General features: G+C 66.9%; 17 protein-coding genes. 1 reads left to right on the top strand and 16 read right to left on the bottom strand.

What is annotated here, in order from left to right; translation table 11 throughout:
* Positions 1-11: 11 nt before the first annotated feature.
* The 16 genes from RUTHE_RS01080 to RUTHE_RS01005 all read right to left on the bottom strand — a co-directional run bounded on the left by RUTHE_RS01080 (position 12) and on the right by RUTHE_RS01005 (position 14,726).
* Positions 12-3,983, bottom strand: coding sequence for a baseplate multidomain protein megatron (locus RUTHE_RS01080; RefSeq protein ID WP_021096371.1), 3,972 nt, complete (start codon positions 3,981-3,983; stop codon positions 12-14).
* 9 nt (positions 3,984-3,992) lie between these two features.
* The gene (locus RUTHE_RS01075; RefSeq protein ID WP_021096370.1) at positions 3,993-4,427 is read right to left on the bottom strand and encodes an NlpC/P60 family protein; all 435 of its coding nucleotides are present in this window, start codon (positions 4,425-4,427) and stop codon (positions 3,993-3,995) included.
* A complete protein-coding gene (locus RUTHE_RS01070) occupies positions 4,424-5,308 on the bottom strand; it encodes a DUF2163 domain-containing protein (RefSeq protein ID WP_021096369.1) in 885 nt (294 codons plus the stop codon). The genes RUTHE_RS01075 and RUTHE_RS01070 overlap by 4 nt, the downstream gene beginning before the upstream one ends.
* On the bottom strand, positions 5,305-5,847 hold the full coding sequence (locus tag RUTHE_RS16730; protein WP_051150355.1) for a PriCT-2 domain-containing protein: 543 nt from the start codon (positions 5,845-5,847) through the stop codon (positions 5,305-5,307). Before RUTHE_RS16730 ends, RUTHE_RS01070 begins: the two co-directional genes overlap by 4 nt.
* Positions 5,826-6,566: a bifunctional DNA primase/polymerase gene (locus RUTHE_RS01060; RefSeq protein WP_021096368.1), complete on the bottom strand. Its 741-nt coding sequence runs from the start codon at positions 6,564-6,566 to the stop codon at positions 5,826-5,828. Before RUTHE_RS01060 ends, RUTHE_RS16730 begins: the two co-directional genes overlap by 22 nt.
* Positions 6,566-6,790 (bottom strand): DUF6511 domain-containing protein, encoded by a 225-nt coding sequence (locus tag RUTHE_RS01055; RefSeq protein ID WP_021096367.1) that lies wholly within the window; start codon positions 6,788-6,790, stop codon positions 6,566-6,568. The genes RUTHE_RS01060 and RUTHE_RS01055 overlap by 1 nt, the downstream gene beginning before the upstream one ends.
* Positions 6,787-8,526 (bottom strand): DEAD/DEAH box helicase, encoded by a 1,740-nt coding sequence (locus tag RUTHE_RS01050; protein ID WP_021096366.1) that lies wholly within the window; start codon positions 8,524-8,526, stop codon positions 6,787-6,789. The genes RUTHE_RS01055 and RUTHE_RS01050 overlap by 4 nt, the downstream gene beginning before the upstream one ends.
* On the bottom strand, positions 8,520-9,464 hold the full coding sequence (locus tag RUTHE_RS01045; RefSeq protein ID WP_021096365.1) for a PDDEXK family nuclease: 945 nt from the start codon (positions 9,462-9,464) through the stop codon (positions 8,520-8,522). Before RUTHE_RS01045 ends, RUTHE_RS01050 begins: the two co-directional genes overlap by 7 nt.
* A complete protein-coding gene (locus RUTHE_RS01040) occupies positions 9,464-9,829 on the bottom strand; it encodes a hypothetical protein (protein WP_021096364.1) in 366 nt (121 codons plus the stop codon). The genes RUTHE_RS01045 and RUTHE_RS01040 overlap by 1 nt, the downstream gene beginning before the upstream one ends.
* 66 nt (positions 9,830-9,895) lie before the next feature.
* Positions 9,896-10,402, bottom strand: coding sequence for a DUF669 domain-containing protein (locus RUTHE_RS01035; protein WP_021096363.1), 507 nt, complete (start codon positions 10,400-10,402; stop codon positions 9,896-9,898).
* Positions 10,403-10,424: 22 nt separating this feature from the next.
* Positions 10,425-11,171, bottom strand: a complete 747-nt coding sequence (locus RUTHE_RS01030; RefSeq protein WP_021096362.1) for an ATP-binding protein — start codon at positions 11,169-11,171, stop codon at positions 10,425-10,427.
* The gene (locus RUTHE_RS01025) at positions 11,171-11,656 is read right to left on the bottom strand and encodes a hypothetical protein (protein ID WP_021096361.1); all 486 of its coding nucleotides are present in this window, start codon (positions 11,654-11,656) and stop codon (positions 11,171-11,173) included. The genes RUTHE_RS01030 and RUTHE_RS01025 overlap by 1 nt, the downstream gene beginning before the upstream one ends.
* A 10-nt stretch (positions 11,657-11,666) precedes the next feature.
* The gene (locus RUTHE_RS01020; RefSeq protein WP_021096360.1) at positions 11,667-11,876 is read right to left on the bottom strand and encodes a helix-turn-helix transcriptional regulator; all 210 of its coding nucleotides are present in this window, start codon (positions 11,874-11,876) and stop codon (positions 11,667-11,669) included.
* Between the two features lie 203 nt (positions 11,877-12,079).
* Positions 12,080-12,442: a hypothetical protein gene (locus RUTHE_RS01015; protein WP_021096359.1), complete on the bottom strand. Its 363-nt coding sequence runs from the start codon at positions 12,440-12,442 to the stop codon at positions 12,080-12,082.
* 44 nt (positions 12,443-12,486) lie between these two features.
* Positions 12,487-13,884 (bottom strand): 7-cyano-7-deazaguanine synthase, encoded by a 1,398-nt coding sequence (locus tag RUTHE_RS01010; protein WP_021096358.1) that lies wholly within the window; start codon positions 13,882-13,884, stop codon positions 12,487-12,489.
* 56 nt (positions 13,885-13,940) lie between these two features.
* Entirely contained in the window at positions 13,941-14,726 is a 786-nt protein-coding gene (locus tag RUTHE_RS01005; protein WP_021096357.1) for a hypothetical protein, read from the bottom strand.
* Between the two features lie 189 nt (positions 14,727-14,915).
* Between RUTHE_RS01005 and RUTHE_RS01000 the strand changes: the two genes are divergently transcribed.
* On the top strand, positions 14,916-15,704 hold the full coding sequence (locus tag RUTHE_RS01000; protein WP_021096356.1) for a Fic family protein: 789 nt from the start codon (positions 14,916-14,918) through the stop codon (positions 15,702-15,704).
* Positions 15,705-15,712: the final 8 nt, after the last annotated feature.

Raw genomic sequence — 15,712 nt, 5'->3', positions numbered from 1 at the left:
GTGGGTTGGGATCAGAACTGGAGGATCACGGTCGCAGGAGTGCCGCGACCGACGCGGTTCGAGAGCTGAAAGATGCGGATCGCCAGCGTCTGGCCGGGCCCAAGCGGCGCGCCCCAATCGGCGATCTGCTGCGCGGCAGTGTAGAGGACGGAGGTCGTGCTGCTGGTCAGCGTCCGCTTGACCGCGGCGCCATCGAGGATCTCGACTTCGTAGCTTTCCAGGTCCTCGGCCAATGGCACCTCGACCTGCTCCCAGGCATCGGCGACCAGCGCGCGGGACCGGCGCGTCCACCGGATCGTCAGGTCGCCGGGCGTGCGCGACCGGCGCCACGGTTGTTCCACGTGCACAACCGAGAACGGCCGCAACCCGACGCCCGCTGGCGTAAACGTTTGTTGCACGTAGGTCCCGTCGGTGACAGCGCGCGCGGCCGGGCCGACACGCCAGTTCCACGGCAAGCCAAGGTCAGCCTCGGCGATGGGCAGCGAGGCCAGCGCAGCATCCAGCACCACCACTCGTGCCCCTGCGGGGGCGGGGCTGCCCATGGCATGTTCTGTTCCGCGCTGGCCGCGCAGGAGGCGGGTCAGTCGGTAGCGGCCGGGCGCGAGCAGTTCAGCCGCGCCAGCCTGGACGATCTCCCACACACCTGCTGCGGACTCGACCGCCAGTGCGTTCGCCCCGCCGAACAGCGCCAGATCCGTGACGCTCTCCAGCGTTCCCGACAGCAGATCGACGACCAGCTGATTGCCCAGATCGAAGCGGGAAGTCGGACCCGGATAGAAGTCGAAGACCAGCGTGCCGATCCGCGCCCGTGTTCCAAACGTGCTCAGCAGCTCGAACCCGTCCAGCGTCGGGCTGCGGAACACCGCGATCTCGCCAGGCCAGGGAACCGCATGCGCGGCGACCAGCGGCCGATGCGCGGGCTGGTCCTCGCTGATCTGCGGCAGGTCCATGAGCACCACCTCCGGTGCGCCGAAGACGACGGGACTCGCGAGCGAAGCGGGCCGCGGATCGCCGGGCGGCAGGTCGTAGGCGGCGCGGTCCTGCCGGACTGCCTCGATGCCCCGCGCCTCGGCATCGGCGACCGAGACGAGGCGGAACTCGACCTCACGGCCGTCATGCGCCAGCCGGATCACGTCGGCGGGGTCGAGGGCCAGCTTTGAGGGCGGAAGGCGGAAGGTGCCGCTTTCCCGACCGATCCAGGCCTCCATCAGCGCGCGGCGGCAGCGGCGTTCCGCCTCTTCGGGCGGAATCGCCATGGGGAAGCTCTCCGAGGCGATACGCGTCGTGTCCACGGTGATCCGTCGCGCTTCGACGAGGGCCGCGTCGTAATCCTCGTCGGCGCGCGCGACCTGCCACTTCAGCGCCTGCGGCAGTTCGGTCTCCTGGCCGCGCGTCAGTTCGAAGGCCTCGCCTTCCCGGCTGGCGACCAGATCGTCGATGGCCAGCGTGGCGACCGAGGCGCGGCCACGCATGACGAAGCGGATGACCCCCTCGGTCTCGATGGCATCGAAGCCGAAATGCCGTGCCAAGGTGGAAATCGACGCCCGGGGGCTTTCCAGCGCGCCGATCACGTAGCCTTCGACCGCGCCCCAGAGACCGGAAACGTCGATGCGGTCCTCCGGCAGCCCGGCGCGCAGGCAAAGATGACGCACGAGGGCCGCCAGCGACACCGAGCCGAGGCGCCCGGTCAGCCAGTGGCCAAGCCGCCAGTTCGGCCCGTCCGTCCAGACGCCGGATTCAGGGAACCACGGATAGGGTCGCGCGTCCCATGTCCAGGCGGCGCATTCGGGGACATGCACCATCCGACCGCCGTAGACCGAAGACACCGGATTGTTCGCCGGATCAGCCCAGAACAGCAGGGTCGCCTCGAGATAGGCCCGCTGGATCGCGTCGTCGCGCCAGCCGCGCGAGAAATACGGGACAAAACTCTCCGACGATTTCGGATCGAAAAACACGTTCGGTTGATTGGTGCCGCGATCCACGGCCGGGCAACCGAATTCGGTAAACCAGATCGGCTTGGACTCCGGCACCCATGCCGTGGGCGTCGCAGCCTCCACCCCGCCTGGGCGGTTGTAATGCGGGTTCGACCACCAGCCCCGCAGATCCTTGTAACGGAAGACCCACGGCTTGCCTGCCGCGCCATCGGTGATGGGCGTACGCAACTGATCAGCCCGCGTGCCCGCGTCAGTGTAATACCAATCAAACCCTTCGCCGCCCGCGATGTTCGACTGCAGGTAGGCCCGGTCGTGGATCGCGGGCCAACCCGCCTGCGCGTCGAGATGGTCGAAGCCGTCGCGCCAGTCCGACAGCGGCATGTAGTTGTCGATGCCGATGAAATCGATGTTGGCGTCCGACCAGAGCGGGTCGAGATGAAAGAACACGTCCTCCGAGCCGTCCTGCGGCTGGTGGCCGAAATACTCGGACCAGTCGGCCGCGTAGCTGATCTTCGTGCCGGCCCCGAGGATCGAACGCACATCCGCCGCCAGATCCCGGAACGCCTGCACCGCCGGATAGGTGCTGGCGCTGTCGCGGATCGTGGTCAGGCCGCGCATCTCGCTCCCGATCAGAAAGGCATCGACGCCGCCCGCAACCGCGCAGAGATGCGCGTAGTGCAGGATCATGCGGCGCAGGCCCCAATCATCCGGCGCGCCGGTCCACGAGACCGTCTCGCCCGAGACCGCGAAGTCCGAGGGGCTGGCGCTCCCGAAGAAGGCCGCGACCTGCGTTGCCGCGGCGGCAGTCTGATCTGGCGTGCCGGGCCGGCCCGGCGCTGGATAGCACGTGATCCGTCCACGCCAAGGATATGGCGGTTGCCCAAGCCCTTCGACAACTTCCGACCACGGATCGAGCAGGTCGTTGCCGGGCGGCACGTCCATGAGGATGAAGGGATAGAAGGTCACCCGCAGCCCGCGCGCCTTGAGCTCGCGGATCGCCTGCACCACCGCGAAGTCGGCGGGCGTGCCGCCGTAGACCGGCCGGCCCTCGTCGTCGGTGCTCACCAGGTGCGCATTTGCCCGCGACACGCCGTTTACCGTCCACGTCCTAGGGCTGGTGACCTTTGTCGCCACCTCCACGCCGGACTTAATGGTGCAGTTGCCCGCCCGCAGGTCATTGCCGAACCAGGCGACGACGAGGCTAACGCTTTCCACCGCCGGGGCCATGGCCTGCAGCCGGTCCAGCGCCACGACGATGTCGGCCTCATCAGGGAGCGCGTTCAGGTTCTCGGCCGAGGTGGTGCCGCCTAAGCCGCCCGCGCTCTTGCGGATCGTCTCCGTGGCATAGGTGAACTCGCCCGAGGCGGGGATCATGGTCACGGCCTTGACGAGGCCCTCAGCGGTGTCAGGGTCCGCGAGCGGCCGGAACACCTCAAAACTGAGCTGCGGCAGTCGGTTGCCGAAATTGCCCAGCGGCAGCTCCTCGAAGACGACATAGGCCGTGCCGCGATAGGCTGGCGTGTTCGCTGCGCCCATCTTCGCCGCGATGAACGGATCGGCCGTCTGGGTCTCGTCGCCGGGATACCAGCGCCAGGTGATCCCCGTCATGTCGAGCGGCTTGCCGTCGGCCCAGATGCGGCCGATGCCGGTGATCGGCCCCTCGCAGAGGGCCACCGCGAAGGATGCATAGTAGAGGTATTCGGTCGTCCGGACCTTGCCGCCGCCACCGCCCTTGCCACCGCCTTGCGTCGTGGTCTTCGTCTCCTCGCGGAAATCGGTCGCCCAGATGATGTTGCCGCCGATGCGCATGCGGCCGTAGAGCCGTGGGATCACCGCGCCTTCGGTCGAAGACGTGATGCGCAGGCTGTCGAGCCGCTGGCCTTCGACCCGCTGCGCCGGCGCCAGAGAAGACACGATCCAGCTGTCCACCACCGAACCCACGGTCGAGCCGATGAACCCGCCGATGGTGGCGGCGCTCACGCCAAGGATCGCGCCGCCGATGGAACCGCCGATGGCGGAGCCGACAGCACCGAGCACAAGCGTCGCCACGTCAGAACCTCACGTTTGCGGAAACAGAAAGGCGAAGGCGATGCGGCGTCGCCAGCTCGCTGTAAGCGGTTCCTCGATCACGCCCAGCCGCTCATAGGCATGCAGGAAGGTATTGGGCCCGGTGATGATCCCGACATGCTTGGCGATGGCGCGGGGCATCATGCGGAACAGGACCAGCGCGCCGGGCGCGACCTCGCTGGGCGGCACCTCGATCATCATCCGCCGCGCGCCCTCAGCCAGCACCTCTCGCGGTCCGCACTCACCCCAATCCCGGCTGTAGGGCGGCATCGGGAACGGCTCCGGCCCCACCACCTCGCGCCAGACACCGCGCGCCAGCCCGAGACAATCGCAGCCGACCCCGCGCAGGCTGGCCTGGTCGTGATAGGGCGTGCCGAGCCAGGATCGGGCAGCGGCAATGACACGGGCAGGATCGGCGGCCTTCACAGCACCGCCCCCTCGTGCCCGCCGTCCTTGGTGGCGTATCGCAGGACCGAGTCCTGGCCCGGAATGTGCGGGAAGCCGCGAAAGTTGGCGACATTGGCGAACTTTGTCCCGCAAGTCGCGATCCGCTTGTCGCAGCCCGCCCGGACCGCGAAGGCATCCGTCGCCGCGATCGGGCGCACCGGGGCTTCCAGCAGGGTCAGGATCGCCACGCCGTCCGTCACATCGTGGCTCAGCACCTCGGCCCGCCGCCCGGTATTCGCGCCGGACGTCCACTCGACCGTGCCGAAGGCGAACCAGCCCGCCGCGAAACTGCCGAGGCCCGAAGCCGTGAAGGCCCGGTCGCGCAGCACATCGATGACCGCGCCGGTGCCCTTGAAGGCCGGATCCTCGAGATCGACGCCGCATCGCGCGTCGCCCAGCGCGGCGTCGCAGGTCGCCTGGAACGTCCGCCCGACCGTCTGGTTCAGCACATGGGCGAGGCTGCGCACCTCCGCCACAAAGGCCAGCCGCCCGCGCCGGATCTGACCGATGGCGCCGCGACGCAGCAGCACCCGTTGCGAGACGTCCTGCCAGTTGACCCGCCAGACCTCGACTGCCGCATTGTCCCATCGGCCGTCGAGGATGTCCGTCTCCGTGATCCGGTCGGAGGACAGCACGCCTTGCGCATCCTGCGCATCCACAGAGAGGTCGGAACCCGAGCGCACCTCGGAGGCTGTCAGCCCGCTTTCCGGTTCGAACTCGGTGCCGTCGAAGGTGAGGGTCCGGTCGTGGTCGGTGAAGCCGAAGGTCACGCCGTCCGCCCGGGTGATCCGCCAGCACCAGGCGAGCGTCGTCGTGCCCTCGTCGAGATGCGCTTGCAGGGCGGGATTCAGGGACTTCACTTCCGCCCCCAGCCGCGCCAGAGCGCGAGCGAGGCCAGCGCCGAGGAGACGACCCCGCCCGCCGCACCGATCAGGGCATAGAGGTTGAAGGGCCTGAGGTCGAAGGTCCCGGTCGCCAGTCGAAATCCGCCAGCCCCGCCATGGCGAGGCCGGAGGCGACTAGGCAGGCGAGATAGACGAGGCCGCGTGCGAGGGTCCAGTTCATGTCCTTTCCTTTCCGGTGAAGAGATTGGCGAGCCGCTGCCACCAGCTGGGCGGGGTCGCGGGCTGGGCGAGCCGCGCGAGAAGGCCGGCTGCGGGATGCTCGTCGCTTGCGCAGACCTTCTGGCTGCCGTCGAGCAGCAGTCGGGGTCGGGGCGCCAGCCCTTCTCCATGGCGAGGTGATAGATCGTGCCGGCGCCGATCCGCGCGGGCTTGAAGCTCGCCCATGCCTTCGCCGTCGCGGTCGGATCGTTCTTGGCGGCCTGCGCCGACCAGTCGGCGAAGAGCGCAGCACCCTCCTCGCCCAGCGCGCCCTTCAGCGCCATGCCGATGCGCATCCAGCTGTCGTAGTCGAGCTCGGCGTTTGGGAGCCAGGCGAGCGCGCTCCGGATCGCCGCCAGCGTGCCTGCCTGCGCATGCCCCGGCAGGCATGTCGCTCCGGTCCCGCTCGCCCGTTCCCCCCAAGGCTTCTGGGGCGTAGCTCGGGCGGGATCAGCGCCAGCGCCTCGTCGAGGAACGCCGCCGCCTGTGCGGCATCGATTTCGGGCAGGCTCCCGATGTCGAGATCCGCGAGCCCCTCGTCCGGCCAGGCATAGGGCTGGCCGGTGTCGGGATGCTCGGCATAGGCCACGAACTGCTGCCCGAGGCAGAGCACTTCAAGCGGCGCGCGCCGAATACCGGCAAAAGGCTCTCGCGTGCGATAGACCAGCAGCCGTTTCGGCGGCTTGCCAATCCTGAGCGCGGGCGTGTCGCCAAGCCGCTCGCGCGCCAGCCGCTCGATGCGCAGCGCCAGTTCGCCATCATCGGCAATGTCGATGTCGAGTGCCGCGACCGCACCGCCGACGATTCCGACGCCGCAGTCGGGCCAGGTCGACCAGGTCGCGACCTCGATCTCGGTGGTGGCGCGGCTCGCATGCCGGTTCCACTGCGGGTAGTCGTGCCAGGCCGCGCGGGCGAACTGGCCGGGTTTCTTGGTGCCGGGTGCGATCGGCAGGATCGCGTAGCCGTTGGTCACGAGGCGCGCTCCAACGCGGGCCATCCACGAGGTGTTCGCCATCAGAAGGGCACCTCCGGGATCATGCCGTCGAGCCGCGCGCGATCCTTGGCCGCGAGGTCGCGCAGGTGATCGCAGTAGCCGGTGACGATCACCTCGACGAATGTGTCCCACTCCTCCTCGCTGAGCAGGGCGAGGTCGGTCCGGCCGAGGCTGTCGAGATAGGCGCCGCCGGCCTTGCCACCCTCGACCATGGCCGCCGTCTCATTGGGGGTCGGATCGATCATGCCCGACCTCCGGTGGCAGATGTCCTGGCAAGCCCGGCTGCAGAGGTCTCGGCGACTCGTGTCGCGCCGCGGGTCGGAAACGCGGAAACGCGCGTCGAACCACCCCCAGCCGCGGGGTTCTCGATGGCAGACGGCGCAGAGCCCGGCACGGCTGTAAGGCATGGGGTGAACCTGTAGGCGGTGATTTCGGTGAAGCGGCCCGCGAGGCGGACGGCGATCTCGGTGGGGCGACGCAACAGCTCAGCCAGCAGAAGCGCCTCGTCGACGGACTCGGGCACCTCGACGTCGGGCGCCCGCTCGCGCCACCAGCTTTCGGCCTTCCGGCGTGGAAAGCCGTCGTGCTCGAAGCAGACCCATTCCATGTGGAAGGCGAGCCCGCAGCGGTAGGTGACCTTTAGCGAGACTCGCCCGCCGCGCTTCTCGTGGCGGCTGTAGGTGACGTCGGTGACGCCGACCCATTGCGGCTTGCCGCTCGACAGCACCTCCAGCGTTGAGGCGGTCGGCTCGAGTTTCACCTCGCGGCCGGGGAACGCGTAGCCACAATCGGGGCATTCGAGCGCCGCGATGGCCGCGATGGTCCCGCATTCGGGGCAAATCTTCGTGGGCGGCGGCCCGTCGCCCGGTCCGCCCGGCCGCTTCGGCCGCACCAGATCGATGGGACCATGCCGGCGGACATTCCCGGCGAAATCGAGAACGAGGCAGTTCTCCTTGCCCTCCGCGAGCCGCGTGCCCCGGCCGGCCATCTGGACGTAGAGCCCGGCCGACTTGGTGGGCCGCAGCATGGCGATCAGGTCCACGGCCGGCGCGTTGAAGCCCGTCGTCAGCACGCCCATCGAGGCCAGCGCCCTGATCTCGCCGCGCTTGAAGGCGGCGATGATCCGGTCACGCTCGTCCTTCGGCGTCTTGCCGAAGATGGTGGCGCAGCTCACCCCGCGACGGCGGAACTCCTCGGCGACATGGGTGGCGTGGCGGACGCCCGAGCAGAAAGCGAGCCAGGACTGGCGCGTCTCGCCATGGGCGATCACCTCGGCCACCGCCGCGCGCGTGATGGCGTCCTGGTCGACCGCGTCCTCGAGGTCGCGCGCGATGAACTCGCCGCCGCGCGATCCCACGCCCGTCACGTCGAGGCGGGTCTTAGTCTGCTTCGAGATGAGCGGGGCGAGATAGCCCTGATCGATCAGGTCGCGGACCGACACCTCGTAGGCGATGTCGGTGAAGAGCGCGTTCTCGCCCTCGTGCAGCATGCCGCTGTCGAGCCGGAACGGCGTCGCGGTCAGACCGATCACCTTGAGCGCGGGGTTGATCGCCTGCAGATCGTTGAGGAAGCGGCGATACATGGTGTTCGACCGGCCGGGGATCAGATGGGCCTCGTCGATCAGCACCAGATCCGCATGGCCGATGCGCGTCGCCTTGTCGTGGATCGACTGGATGCCGGCGAAGAGGATCCGGGCCCGCGCATCGCGGCGGCCGAGACCGGCCGAGTAGATGCCCGCCGGCGCCTCGGGCCAGAGCCCCAGCATCTCGGCGTGGTTCTGCGCGATCAGCTCGCGCACATGGGTGACGACGAGCACGCGCTGATCCGGCCAGGCCTTGAGCACGCCGTCGATGAAGGCGGCCATGACGAGGCTCTTGCCGCCGGCCGTGGGGATCACGACGAGCGGGTTGCCGCTCTCCTTCTCGAAATAGCCGTAGATCGAGGTGATCGCGGCCTGCTGGTAGGGTCGCAGGGTCAGCATGCGGCGGCCTCCTCTTCGCGGGCGTCGTTGGTCCAGGCCGAGCCGTCGCGCATGCGGTAGGAGACGAAGTCCTCGCCTGCGTCGGTCACCTCGCCGGGGACGAGATCGGGGATGAACAGGTGCCGGGCGCAGGCGCGGCGCTGGTCGGCCGGGTCGAGCAGCCGGTCGTGGCGCGCGCAGTGCCAGCCACCTTCGATGGGCGTGGAATGCAGGCAGGACCGGCAGGTGACAGCCGCGGCGTCCTCGCCGTGGCAGAGCCCGTGGTGGTCGCAGAACCGGCACTCGAACCAGGCGGAATCCGCGCTGATCCGCTCGGGCGGGTGCTGGGCGAAGATGATCCGCCGCGCCTTTTCCAGCAGGCGTTCGCCCATCTCGGGGTCGGCCGGGACGCGCTCGATGTGCAGCGCGTCCGTGTCCTTGCAGACCGCGACGTAGAGCGCCCGCGTGATGCCGGTCAGGTGCATGTAGACCTGCATCTGCGCAGCGTGCTGGGGCTTGGCGAGCACGACGCCTTTGGCGACGAGCTCGGCGAAGCTCTTCGCGGAATGCGTCTTGAACTCGACGACGTGCCAGGTCTTCGGCGCCTCGAGCAGACCGAGGGCGACCGCATCGAGCGAACCGCCGAAATGCCCGCCATGGGCCTCGACGCGGAACTGCCGCCCGGTCTCGGGATCCACCTCCAGCACCGTCGCGCCGGTGGCGCGCAGGTCGCGGACAAGCCGGGCCTCCTCCAGCTGTCCGGTCTCGAACAGCCGCAGGATGCGGCCGGTGTGCCGCGCGGGCGTCGACCAGCGGAAATCGTACCAGAGCGCGCGGGCGCAGGACTTGCCGATCAGCGAGGCGCCGAGGTGGTCGCGGAAGCCTTCGCCCTGCCGGGCCTCGTAGGAAGCGTAGATCGCGGACAGGGTCGGCGCCGGGGGTTCGGGAAGCTCGGCCATCAGCACGCCTCCTCCTGCTCGAGCCGCGACCGCGCCTCCGCCAGCACCGCGGTCCAGGCGGCGCTGTCATGGCGCTCGCGCAGGACGGCGATGATCATGTCCTTCTGGCGCTCGCGCCGGCGGCGGCCGCCCTGACGGGCGACGATCTCGGCGCGCTCGCGATTGAGGTGACGCAGCGCCGTGCGCGCACGGTGAAACCAGTCGGCGTCGATCGGCTTCGCCGTCCGCTGCCGCGTCAGATCGGCGGTCGCGATCTGCGTGCGGATCTTCGCGATGGCGTCCTCGATCTCGATCAGGCGACGGGTGTCGTCAGGCAAGCCGGGGGCGTTCGCGGCCGCGCAGGCCGCGTCGGGGGTGTTGGTCATGGTCGGTCTCTCGGGTCTGGCGATGTCCGGGCCGCCGCGAGTCTCAGCCCGCGGCGGCCGGGGGCGTCAGCTCTTGGCGCGCCAGGGCGCGGTGGCCGGGCGGGCGGGCGCCGACTGCGCGGGCGCGCTGGCCGGCTGCGTCGCGGCGGGCTTGGGCGGGGTCACCTGCGCCGGGGCCTCCGGCACCATATAGCGGATCGTGTTGCGCTCGCCGTAGCCGTCCTTCGGGGGCTTCACGCCGACCTGGATCGTCATCGGGATCAGGTGCAGCTCCTCGCTGTCGTTCACCTGCAGCTTGCCCGTGGCGTGGCAGATCGCCGACAGCGTGCGCTGCGCGATCTCGACCGTGGTCGGATTGACGTTCACGAGGTTCAACTGGTCGAAGACCTTGCGGCCCTGCTGCGGCCCCTCGAGGATGTCGAGCATCAGCCAGAGATACTGCCCCATCCCGTTCTTCGTGACGCGCATCTCGCTCTCGACGATCTGGGCGCGGTACTTGCCCGCGGGCAGGATCTCGTAGGCGGTGGTGGGCTCGATGCCGGTGGCGTCAAAGCCGGTGTCGAAACGTGCCATCGTTCTGTCCTTTCAGTCGTAATCAGGCGGATTGGGGCATGGCGGCCAAGAACTCCGACCACTCGAGCGGGAGGGTTTCCGGCAGGCCGTAACGGTTCTTGGCGAGGAAGGCGGGGCGCTCCTCGGTGTGCATGACGCGCGCACCGGACCCGAGCGCCCGGGTCACCTTCTTGTTGAAGCCGACGTCGGACTTGCTGACCGAGATCCGATAGTTGGCGAAGAGCACGACGTCCGAGTGCTCCTGCAGCAGCGCGGAGGCGCGGGCCTGCAGCTTGATCACGTACCGGTCGTAGGGTTCGTGCTCGGGGCTGTCGAAGCGCTTTATGTCGGTGTGGGCGATCTGGATGACCGCCATTCCCTTCCGGTCGCGGAGCGCGTTCAGCCTGTCGATGTATTCGCGCCAGATGGTCAGCGCCTCGGCGTAGCCCTTGCCGAAGCCGGGGCTTTCGATCGACTGCCAGCCGTTGCGCCGGCAGGCCTCGGCCCAGATCAACGGCTCCAGCCAGTCCACGCTGTCGACCACCACGGTCGAATAGGCGTGGTCCTCGTCGAGCAGGGCGTCGAGCGCCTCGGCGACCTCCGCGTAGCTCGTCGCCAACGGGAAATGCGGCACCTGCAGCTTGCCGAGACCGTCCTCGGTGAGGACGAACACCGGCGCGTCTGCTGACGCGGCGAAGGTGGATTTGCCGATGCCGGCGACGCCGTGGATCAGGACGCGCGGCGGGCGCAGAGCCGTCCGGGTTTGCAGGGATGCGAGCGAGATGGCCATCAGCGCGCCTCCTCGCCGAGCAGCAGCCGGAATTTCGGCTTGGCCGTCCGAACCGTGCGCGCGGGCTCGAACTCCTCGCGGATGTCCTTCGGCCAGGCGGTGTACTTGCGCTCGGGCACGCTGAACGCGATGTCGACGTACTCGGTGGGGTCGGCGCCGTCGGCCCGGATGCGCTCGACCAGGTTGGCGAGGGTCGGCTGGTCCCAATCGACGCGCTTCGGCAGCTCCGCGACCACCGTGACCGGGCCGTCCTGCAGCCTGACAGTGCCGGTTTCCTTGCCCTCCGCACGGCGCACCTCATGCGCCTGATCGCCGTACTTCAGTGCGATCGCGCCATCGAGCCAGTCGCAGAGGGTCTTCGCAGAGCGCAGCCGCTCGTCGGCGTCCTGCTTCAGGAGCGCCAGCTGGTCGCCCGGCAGAGCGGCGATATCGCCGACCGGCATGGTGGGCAGATCGTCGAGGGTGATGTGGTTGGGGATCGTCATGGCCGCCCCCTCACGCCAGCTTCACGGCGGGCTTGTCGGCCGTGCTCGAGCAGTGCCGGTTGGCCTCGTAGGCCTCGACATCCTCGAGCCGGTACACGACCCGGCCGCCAATCTTGATGAAGGCGGGGCCCTCACCAGTCCAACGCCAGCGCTCCAGCGTGCGCGGGCTGATCTTCCATCGAGCCGCCAGCTCGACCTGGTTGAGATGTGTGACTGACATCCGAAACCTCATTGAGTTGTCCGTTGTTCACCCCGACACGTTGATGCGCCCGGATATACGAACAATTTCAATGATTTGCGGCCATCCGTATATGATCACGCCCGGATTTTCTTGTGACGTCCGGACAAGAAAAAAGCCCCGAGAAACGGGGCTACGGTGGGCAGATCGTGACCTTGCGCGCGGTGGCCTGTGACGTCGGCGGATTATTCCTGTGACGCAGCCGGATTCGGGGGCTGAATGTCGCCGAGGGCGATCTCATGCCATGCCGGGTTGATGCGGTATCCAACGCGTTCCTTGGTCTCGATGAAACTGTCCTGATCGAGTGGGATCCCGAGCATCACCGTTAGCGGGTCGAGCGCGTCGCGCAACCTGCGAAGTTGTTGGCGCATCGACTGCTCAGACACTTCCATTGTCGCCGCCACATCGTGAGGCGTCATGAACGGGATCTCCGAGCGTGTGCGCTTAGCGCTGCGGAAACTCTCGATCAGCGCGTTCACGAAGCGGTAGTTCGCACCCTCAAGACAATAACCGCCATGAAAAAGCACCTGCCCAGCACCATGATCCATCGCGAACTCGAGAATGGGAGCACTGAGCCGGTCGACGAAAGCCGTTACATGCTGATCATAGTTTGAGCTTGGGGCGATCTCGACACGGTCGCCACGCGCAAAACAGGTCGCCAAGGCGAACCAGCCGGAACCTCGCCCCTGAAAAGCGGGCCAGCATGTTCGCTCGCGGCCCGAGCGATGACGTCTTCCACGGATCGCGCGTGCCGCTGGAACAGATCGAACAGATGTGCGCTGGCCTCATCGGCTGACAGATCCGGGAAGTGGTCAAGCGCCGAGACAATTTCCGGAAGGTCGACAAGGAACCGGTCCTTTGTCATCGAGCCGATCTTCCTGAAGAAGGACACGTAGTGCATCGCCATTCGAAGGCTGTCATCAACGCTTCGATCGCTCAGGAGTAAATCCTTCTTGTATTGGTCGGCGGGATCATGATCAGCCATTCCCGCAGCCAAGACAGCGAACCTTCGATCGATGCATTGCGAACATACTCCGCAGTGCGTGTGCCTTCTCGTCCGACTGTGCGTGCGGGTACAACTCACCGTGGACCCGATCATGTCAGCCATGCCCGCGGCTGCTATCGTCTCGGTGACCTCCTTCTTGGTGAGCCACTGGAGCGGGGTCCGGATCTCGATCTGGCGATCAAGGAGGGTCGAGAACAAGTCCTCGAGACCACGGAGTACCTTGGGGTGCGTGGTGCGCGTGGCTCGGCCACCGACCACGTCCCCCGCCAGCGGCGGGTTGATGCTGACAACCCCGTTCTCGTAGAAGCTGAAGCCATCCTTCCCGGACATCCGCGCCACGACCAGCCCGATGCACGCGAAGAGAAATGATCGGGTTCTCTGGGTGTATTCGGCCGGCTTGATGTCCGTGTTCGAAACCCACACCGGTACGTAAGACAGCCGCCGCCCGTAGCCGCGCTGCTTCAATGCGTCTACGAGGGTTGCCTGGACATTCTGGACTTTCGGCACCGACCAGTGGCCAACCAAGGTGACAGACTTGCCCAGCGTGACGATGTCGTTGACCGCGCCGGCAAAGGAATCGACGCCGCCCGAGAACAGCGCCACCTCGTCGTTCTCCTGGAAAGCATCGAGGAGTTCGTGGAAGTAGGGATCGCGCGGCTGAACCGGCGCTTCCGCCTTGCGGAACCGGAATGCATAGCTGTCGTCGGAGAGGAAGCCGAGGGTTTCGACCAGCAGTTCCTGCACCTCTTCCCCATTCCAAACCTCGGGATGGCGCACCGGGATCGAGAAGGTCAGGCTGCGGCGCCAATCCTTCCCGTAATCCATGAGCATCTCGGTGCCGCGCTTGATGCGCTGATCGACGCAGTAGACGTATGCCGCGATCTCCAGAAGATCGATCAGAAGGTCGGGGATGTTCCCGACCATCGAGCGGCTGATGGAGTCGATCCTCAGATTGACGTTCTTGCCGGGGTCGCTCACGTTCATCGCGAGAGCGCCCTCTTCGGATGCCTGCCGCACGCCGCATTCAATCAGGCACCGCTTCAATTTGGCCCCTTCCTGTTCTTGAGCTCTATACTGATCTTTTCGACGGCATAGGCCGAGAACTTACGAGCGTCGTTCTTCGATATGTCCTTGCCGTCCCGATACAGGTTCTTGCCGAGCCAGTCCCTGGCGAAGGCGCGCATGATCAGCGCGGCTTCCATGCAATGGCGGCGTATCGCTGAATCGTATGTGGCGAGATCGTGGACCGAGGACACAACGCGATCGGCACCAACGAGTTCATGCAGGTTTCGATCGACATAGTAGTGGATGACGCGCTCCACGGTATTCGCGTGGAAGTGGTGGGCCAGAGCACCGAACTTCTCGGGTGACCTCAGTGCAGCCACCGAAGCCTGCACATCGTCCGCCGTGGGGGACCACATTGGCATCCCGGCTCGCACAGCATCGCCGAGCGCGGTGAGTGCTGCCTGACGGGCGATCTCGCCAAGGTCCGTGGCATCCCGATGTTCGCGCCGCTGCACGCGCTCAAGCGCATTGTCGAAGGCAACCATCAGTTCCGCGACTGAAGTCGGCCGATGTGCACCCATGCCGATCTCGGCGAGAGCCGCCCCGAAGTCCTTCGACGCGGCCGCCTGCGGCAACCTGATGAGCAGCCACAACGCTTCCACGAAGACAGGATCCTTCAGGGCACGCTTCAGTGCATCCCGCCCCACTTCGGTGATCTGTTCCACCAAGTGCGCGGTGGGCGTGCCGCCCTTCACCAGATACCTGACGATGTCCGGCAGGTATCGGTGGGTGGGGAGTTTTCCGAGGCGCTGATGTCCCATCGCGCCACCGGTTCAGAGGGTGCGCCCGGACCGGATCTGGCGCGGACAGAGGGAACGAGCACTCGACAAGAAAAGGAACCTTTCGTTAGAACCACGACAAAGAAAGGAATATGCGATATCCTTTCTCAGGTAGCCTGCCAAGGAAAGGATCTTTATTCAACCATGGCGTTATCACCGGAGCCATCACGGTTGGGTCAGCGCGTCGCCATCTCGACCGCGGGCGAACGCGCAGAAGCGTTCGTGCCGCCACCCTTGCCGCCGGCGCCTCCCGTCAGGGTGGACCGGCTCTACCGTCAGCTCGAGCGCGCGAACCGGGCGATCGGCCGTCTCGATGGCGTAACCTCGATCCTCCCCGACACCCCGCTCTTCCTCTACATGTACGTTCGGAAGGAGGCGCTGCTGTCGTCGCAGATCGAGGGTACACAGTCGTCGCTCTCAGACTTGTTGCTGTTCGAAATCGAGGATGCGCCAGGCGTCCCGCTCGACGACGTCCAGGAGGTGTCCAACTACGTCGCCGCAATGAACTACGGTCTCGACAGGATCCGGGGGGGCTTTCCGCTCTCCTTGCGCCTGATCCGGGAAATCCACGCCATCCTTCTCGAAAAAGGGCGTGGTAGCACGAAGCAGCCCGGTGAGTTCCGGCGTTCCCAGAATTGGATCGGCGGAACGCGACCGGGAAATGCGCTCTTCGTTCCACCGCCGCCCGAGCACGTTCTCGACCTAATGTCGGATCTGGAAGCTTTCATCCATGCCGACACACCAGACATGCCGACCCTCATCAAGGCCGGGCTGGTCCATGTGCAGTTCGAGACCATTCATCCGTTTCTCGATGGGAACGGCCGTCTCGGCCGCCTGCTGATCACCTTCCTGCTCTGCACGCAGGGCATCCTGAAGGATGCCGATCCTCTATCTCAGCCTCTACTTCAAGACTCATCGCCGCCAGTACTACGACCGGTCACGTCCGTCAAGCTGGTGTAAATTCCTGG

The sequence above is a fragment of the Rubellimicrobium thermophilum DSM 16684 genome, assembly GCF_000442315.1.
Lineage (GTDB): Bacteria > Pseudomonadota > Alphaproteobacteria > Rhodobacterales > Rhodobacteraceae > Rubellimicrobium > Rubellimicrobium thermophilum.
The sequence above is the reverse complement of the archived record's forward strand: the minus strand, read 5'-3'. Positions and strand labels throughout refer to the sequence as shown.

Excerpts from the sequence above, each read along its gene's own strand:
- RUTHE_RS16730 (WP_051150355.1), bottom strand. The coding sequence starts at position 5,847 with ATGCGCATCGGCATGGCGCTGAAGGGCGCGCTGGGCGAGGAGGGTGCT.
- RUTHE_RS01060 (WP_021096368.1), bottom strand. The coding sequence starts at position 6,566 with ATGGCGAACACCTCGTGGATGGCCCGCGTTGGAGCGCGCCTCGTGACC.
- RUTHE_RS01055 (WP_021096367.1), bottom strand. The coding sequence starts at position 6,790 with ATGATCGATCCGACCCCCAATGAGACGGCGGCCATGGTCGAGGGTGGC.
- RUTHE_RS01050 (WP_021096366.1), bottom strand. The coding sequence starts at position 8,526 with ATGCTGACCCTGCGACCCTACCAGCAGGCCGCGATCACCTCGATCTAC.
- RUTHE_RS01045 (WP_021096365.1), bottom strand. The coding sequence starts at position 9,464 with ATGGCCGAGCTTCCCGAACCCCCGGCGCCGACCCTGTCCGCGATCTAC.
- RUTHE_RS01040 (WP_021096364.1), bottom strand. The coding sequence starts at position 9,829 with ATGACCAACACCCCCGACGCGGCCTGCGCGGCCGCGAACGCCCCCGGC.
- RUTHE_RS01035 (WP_021096363.1), bottom strand. The coding sequence starts at position 10,402 with ATGGCACGTTTCGACACCGGCTTTGACGCCACCGGCATCGAGCCCACC.
- RUTHE_RS01030 (WP_021096362.1), bottom strand. The coding sequence starts at position 11,171 with ATGGCCATCTCGCTCGCATCCCTGCAAACCCGGACGGCTCTGCGCCCG.
- RUTHE_RS01025 (WP_021096361.1), bottom strand. The coding sequence starts at position 11,656 with ATGACGATCCCCAACCACATCACCCTCGACGATCTGCCCACCATGCCG.
- RUTHE_RS01020 (WP_021096360.1), bottom strand. The coding sequence starts at position 11,876 with ATGTCAGTCACACATCTCAACCAGGTCGAGCTGGCGGCTCGATGGAAG.
- RUTHE_RS01015 (WP_021096359.1), bottom strand. The coding sequence starts at position 12,442 with ATGGATCATGGTGCTGGGCAGGTGCTTTTTCATGGCGGTTATTGTCTT.
- RUTHE_RS01010 (WP_021096358.1), bottom strand. The coding sequence starts at position 13,884 with ATGAACGTGAGCGACCCCGGCAAGAACGTCAATCTGAGGATCGACTCC.
- RUTHE_RS01005 (WP_021096357.1), bottom strand. The coding sequence starts at position 14,726 with ATGGGACATCAGCGCCTCGGAAAACTCCCCACCCACCGATACCTGCCG.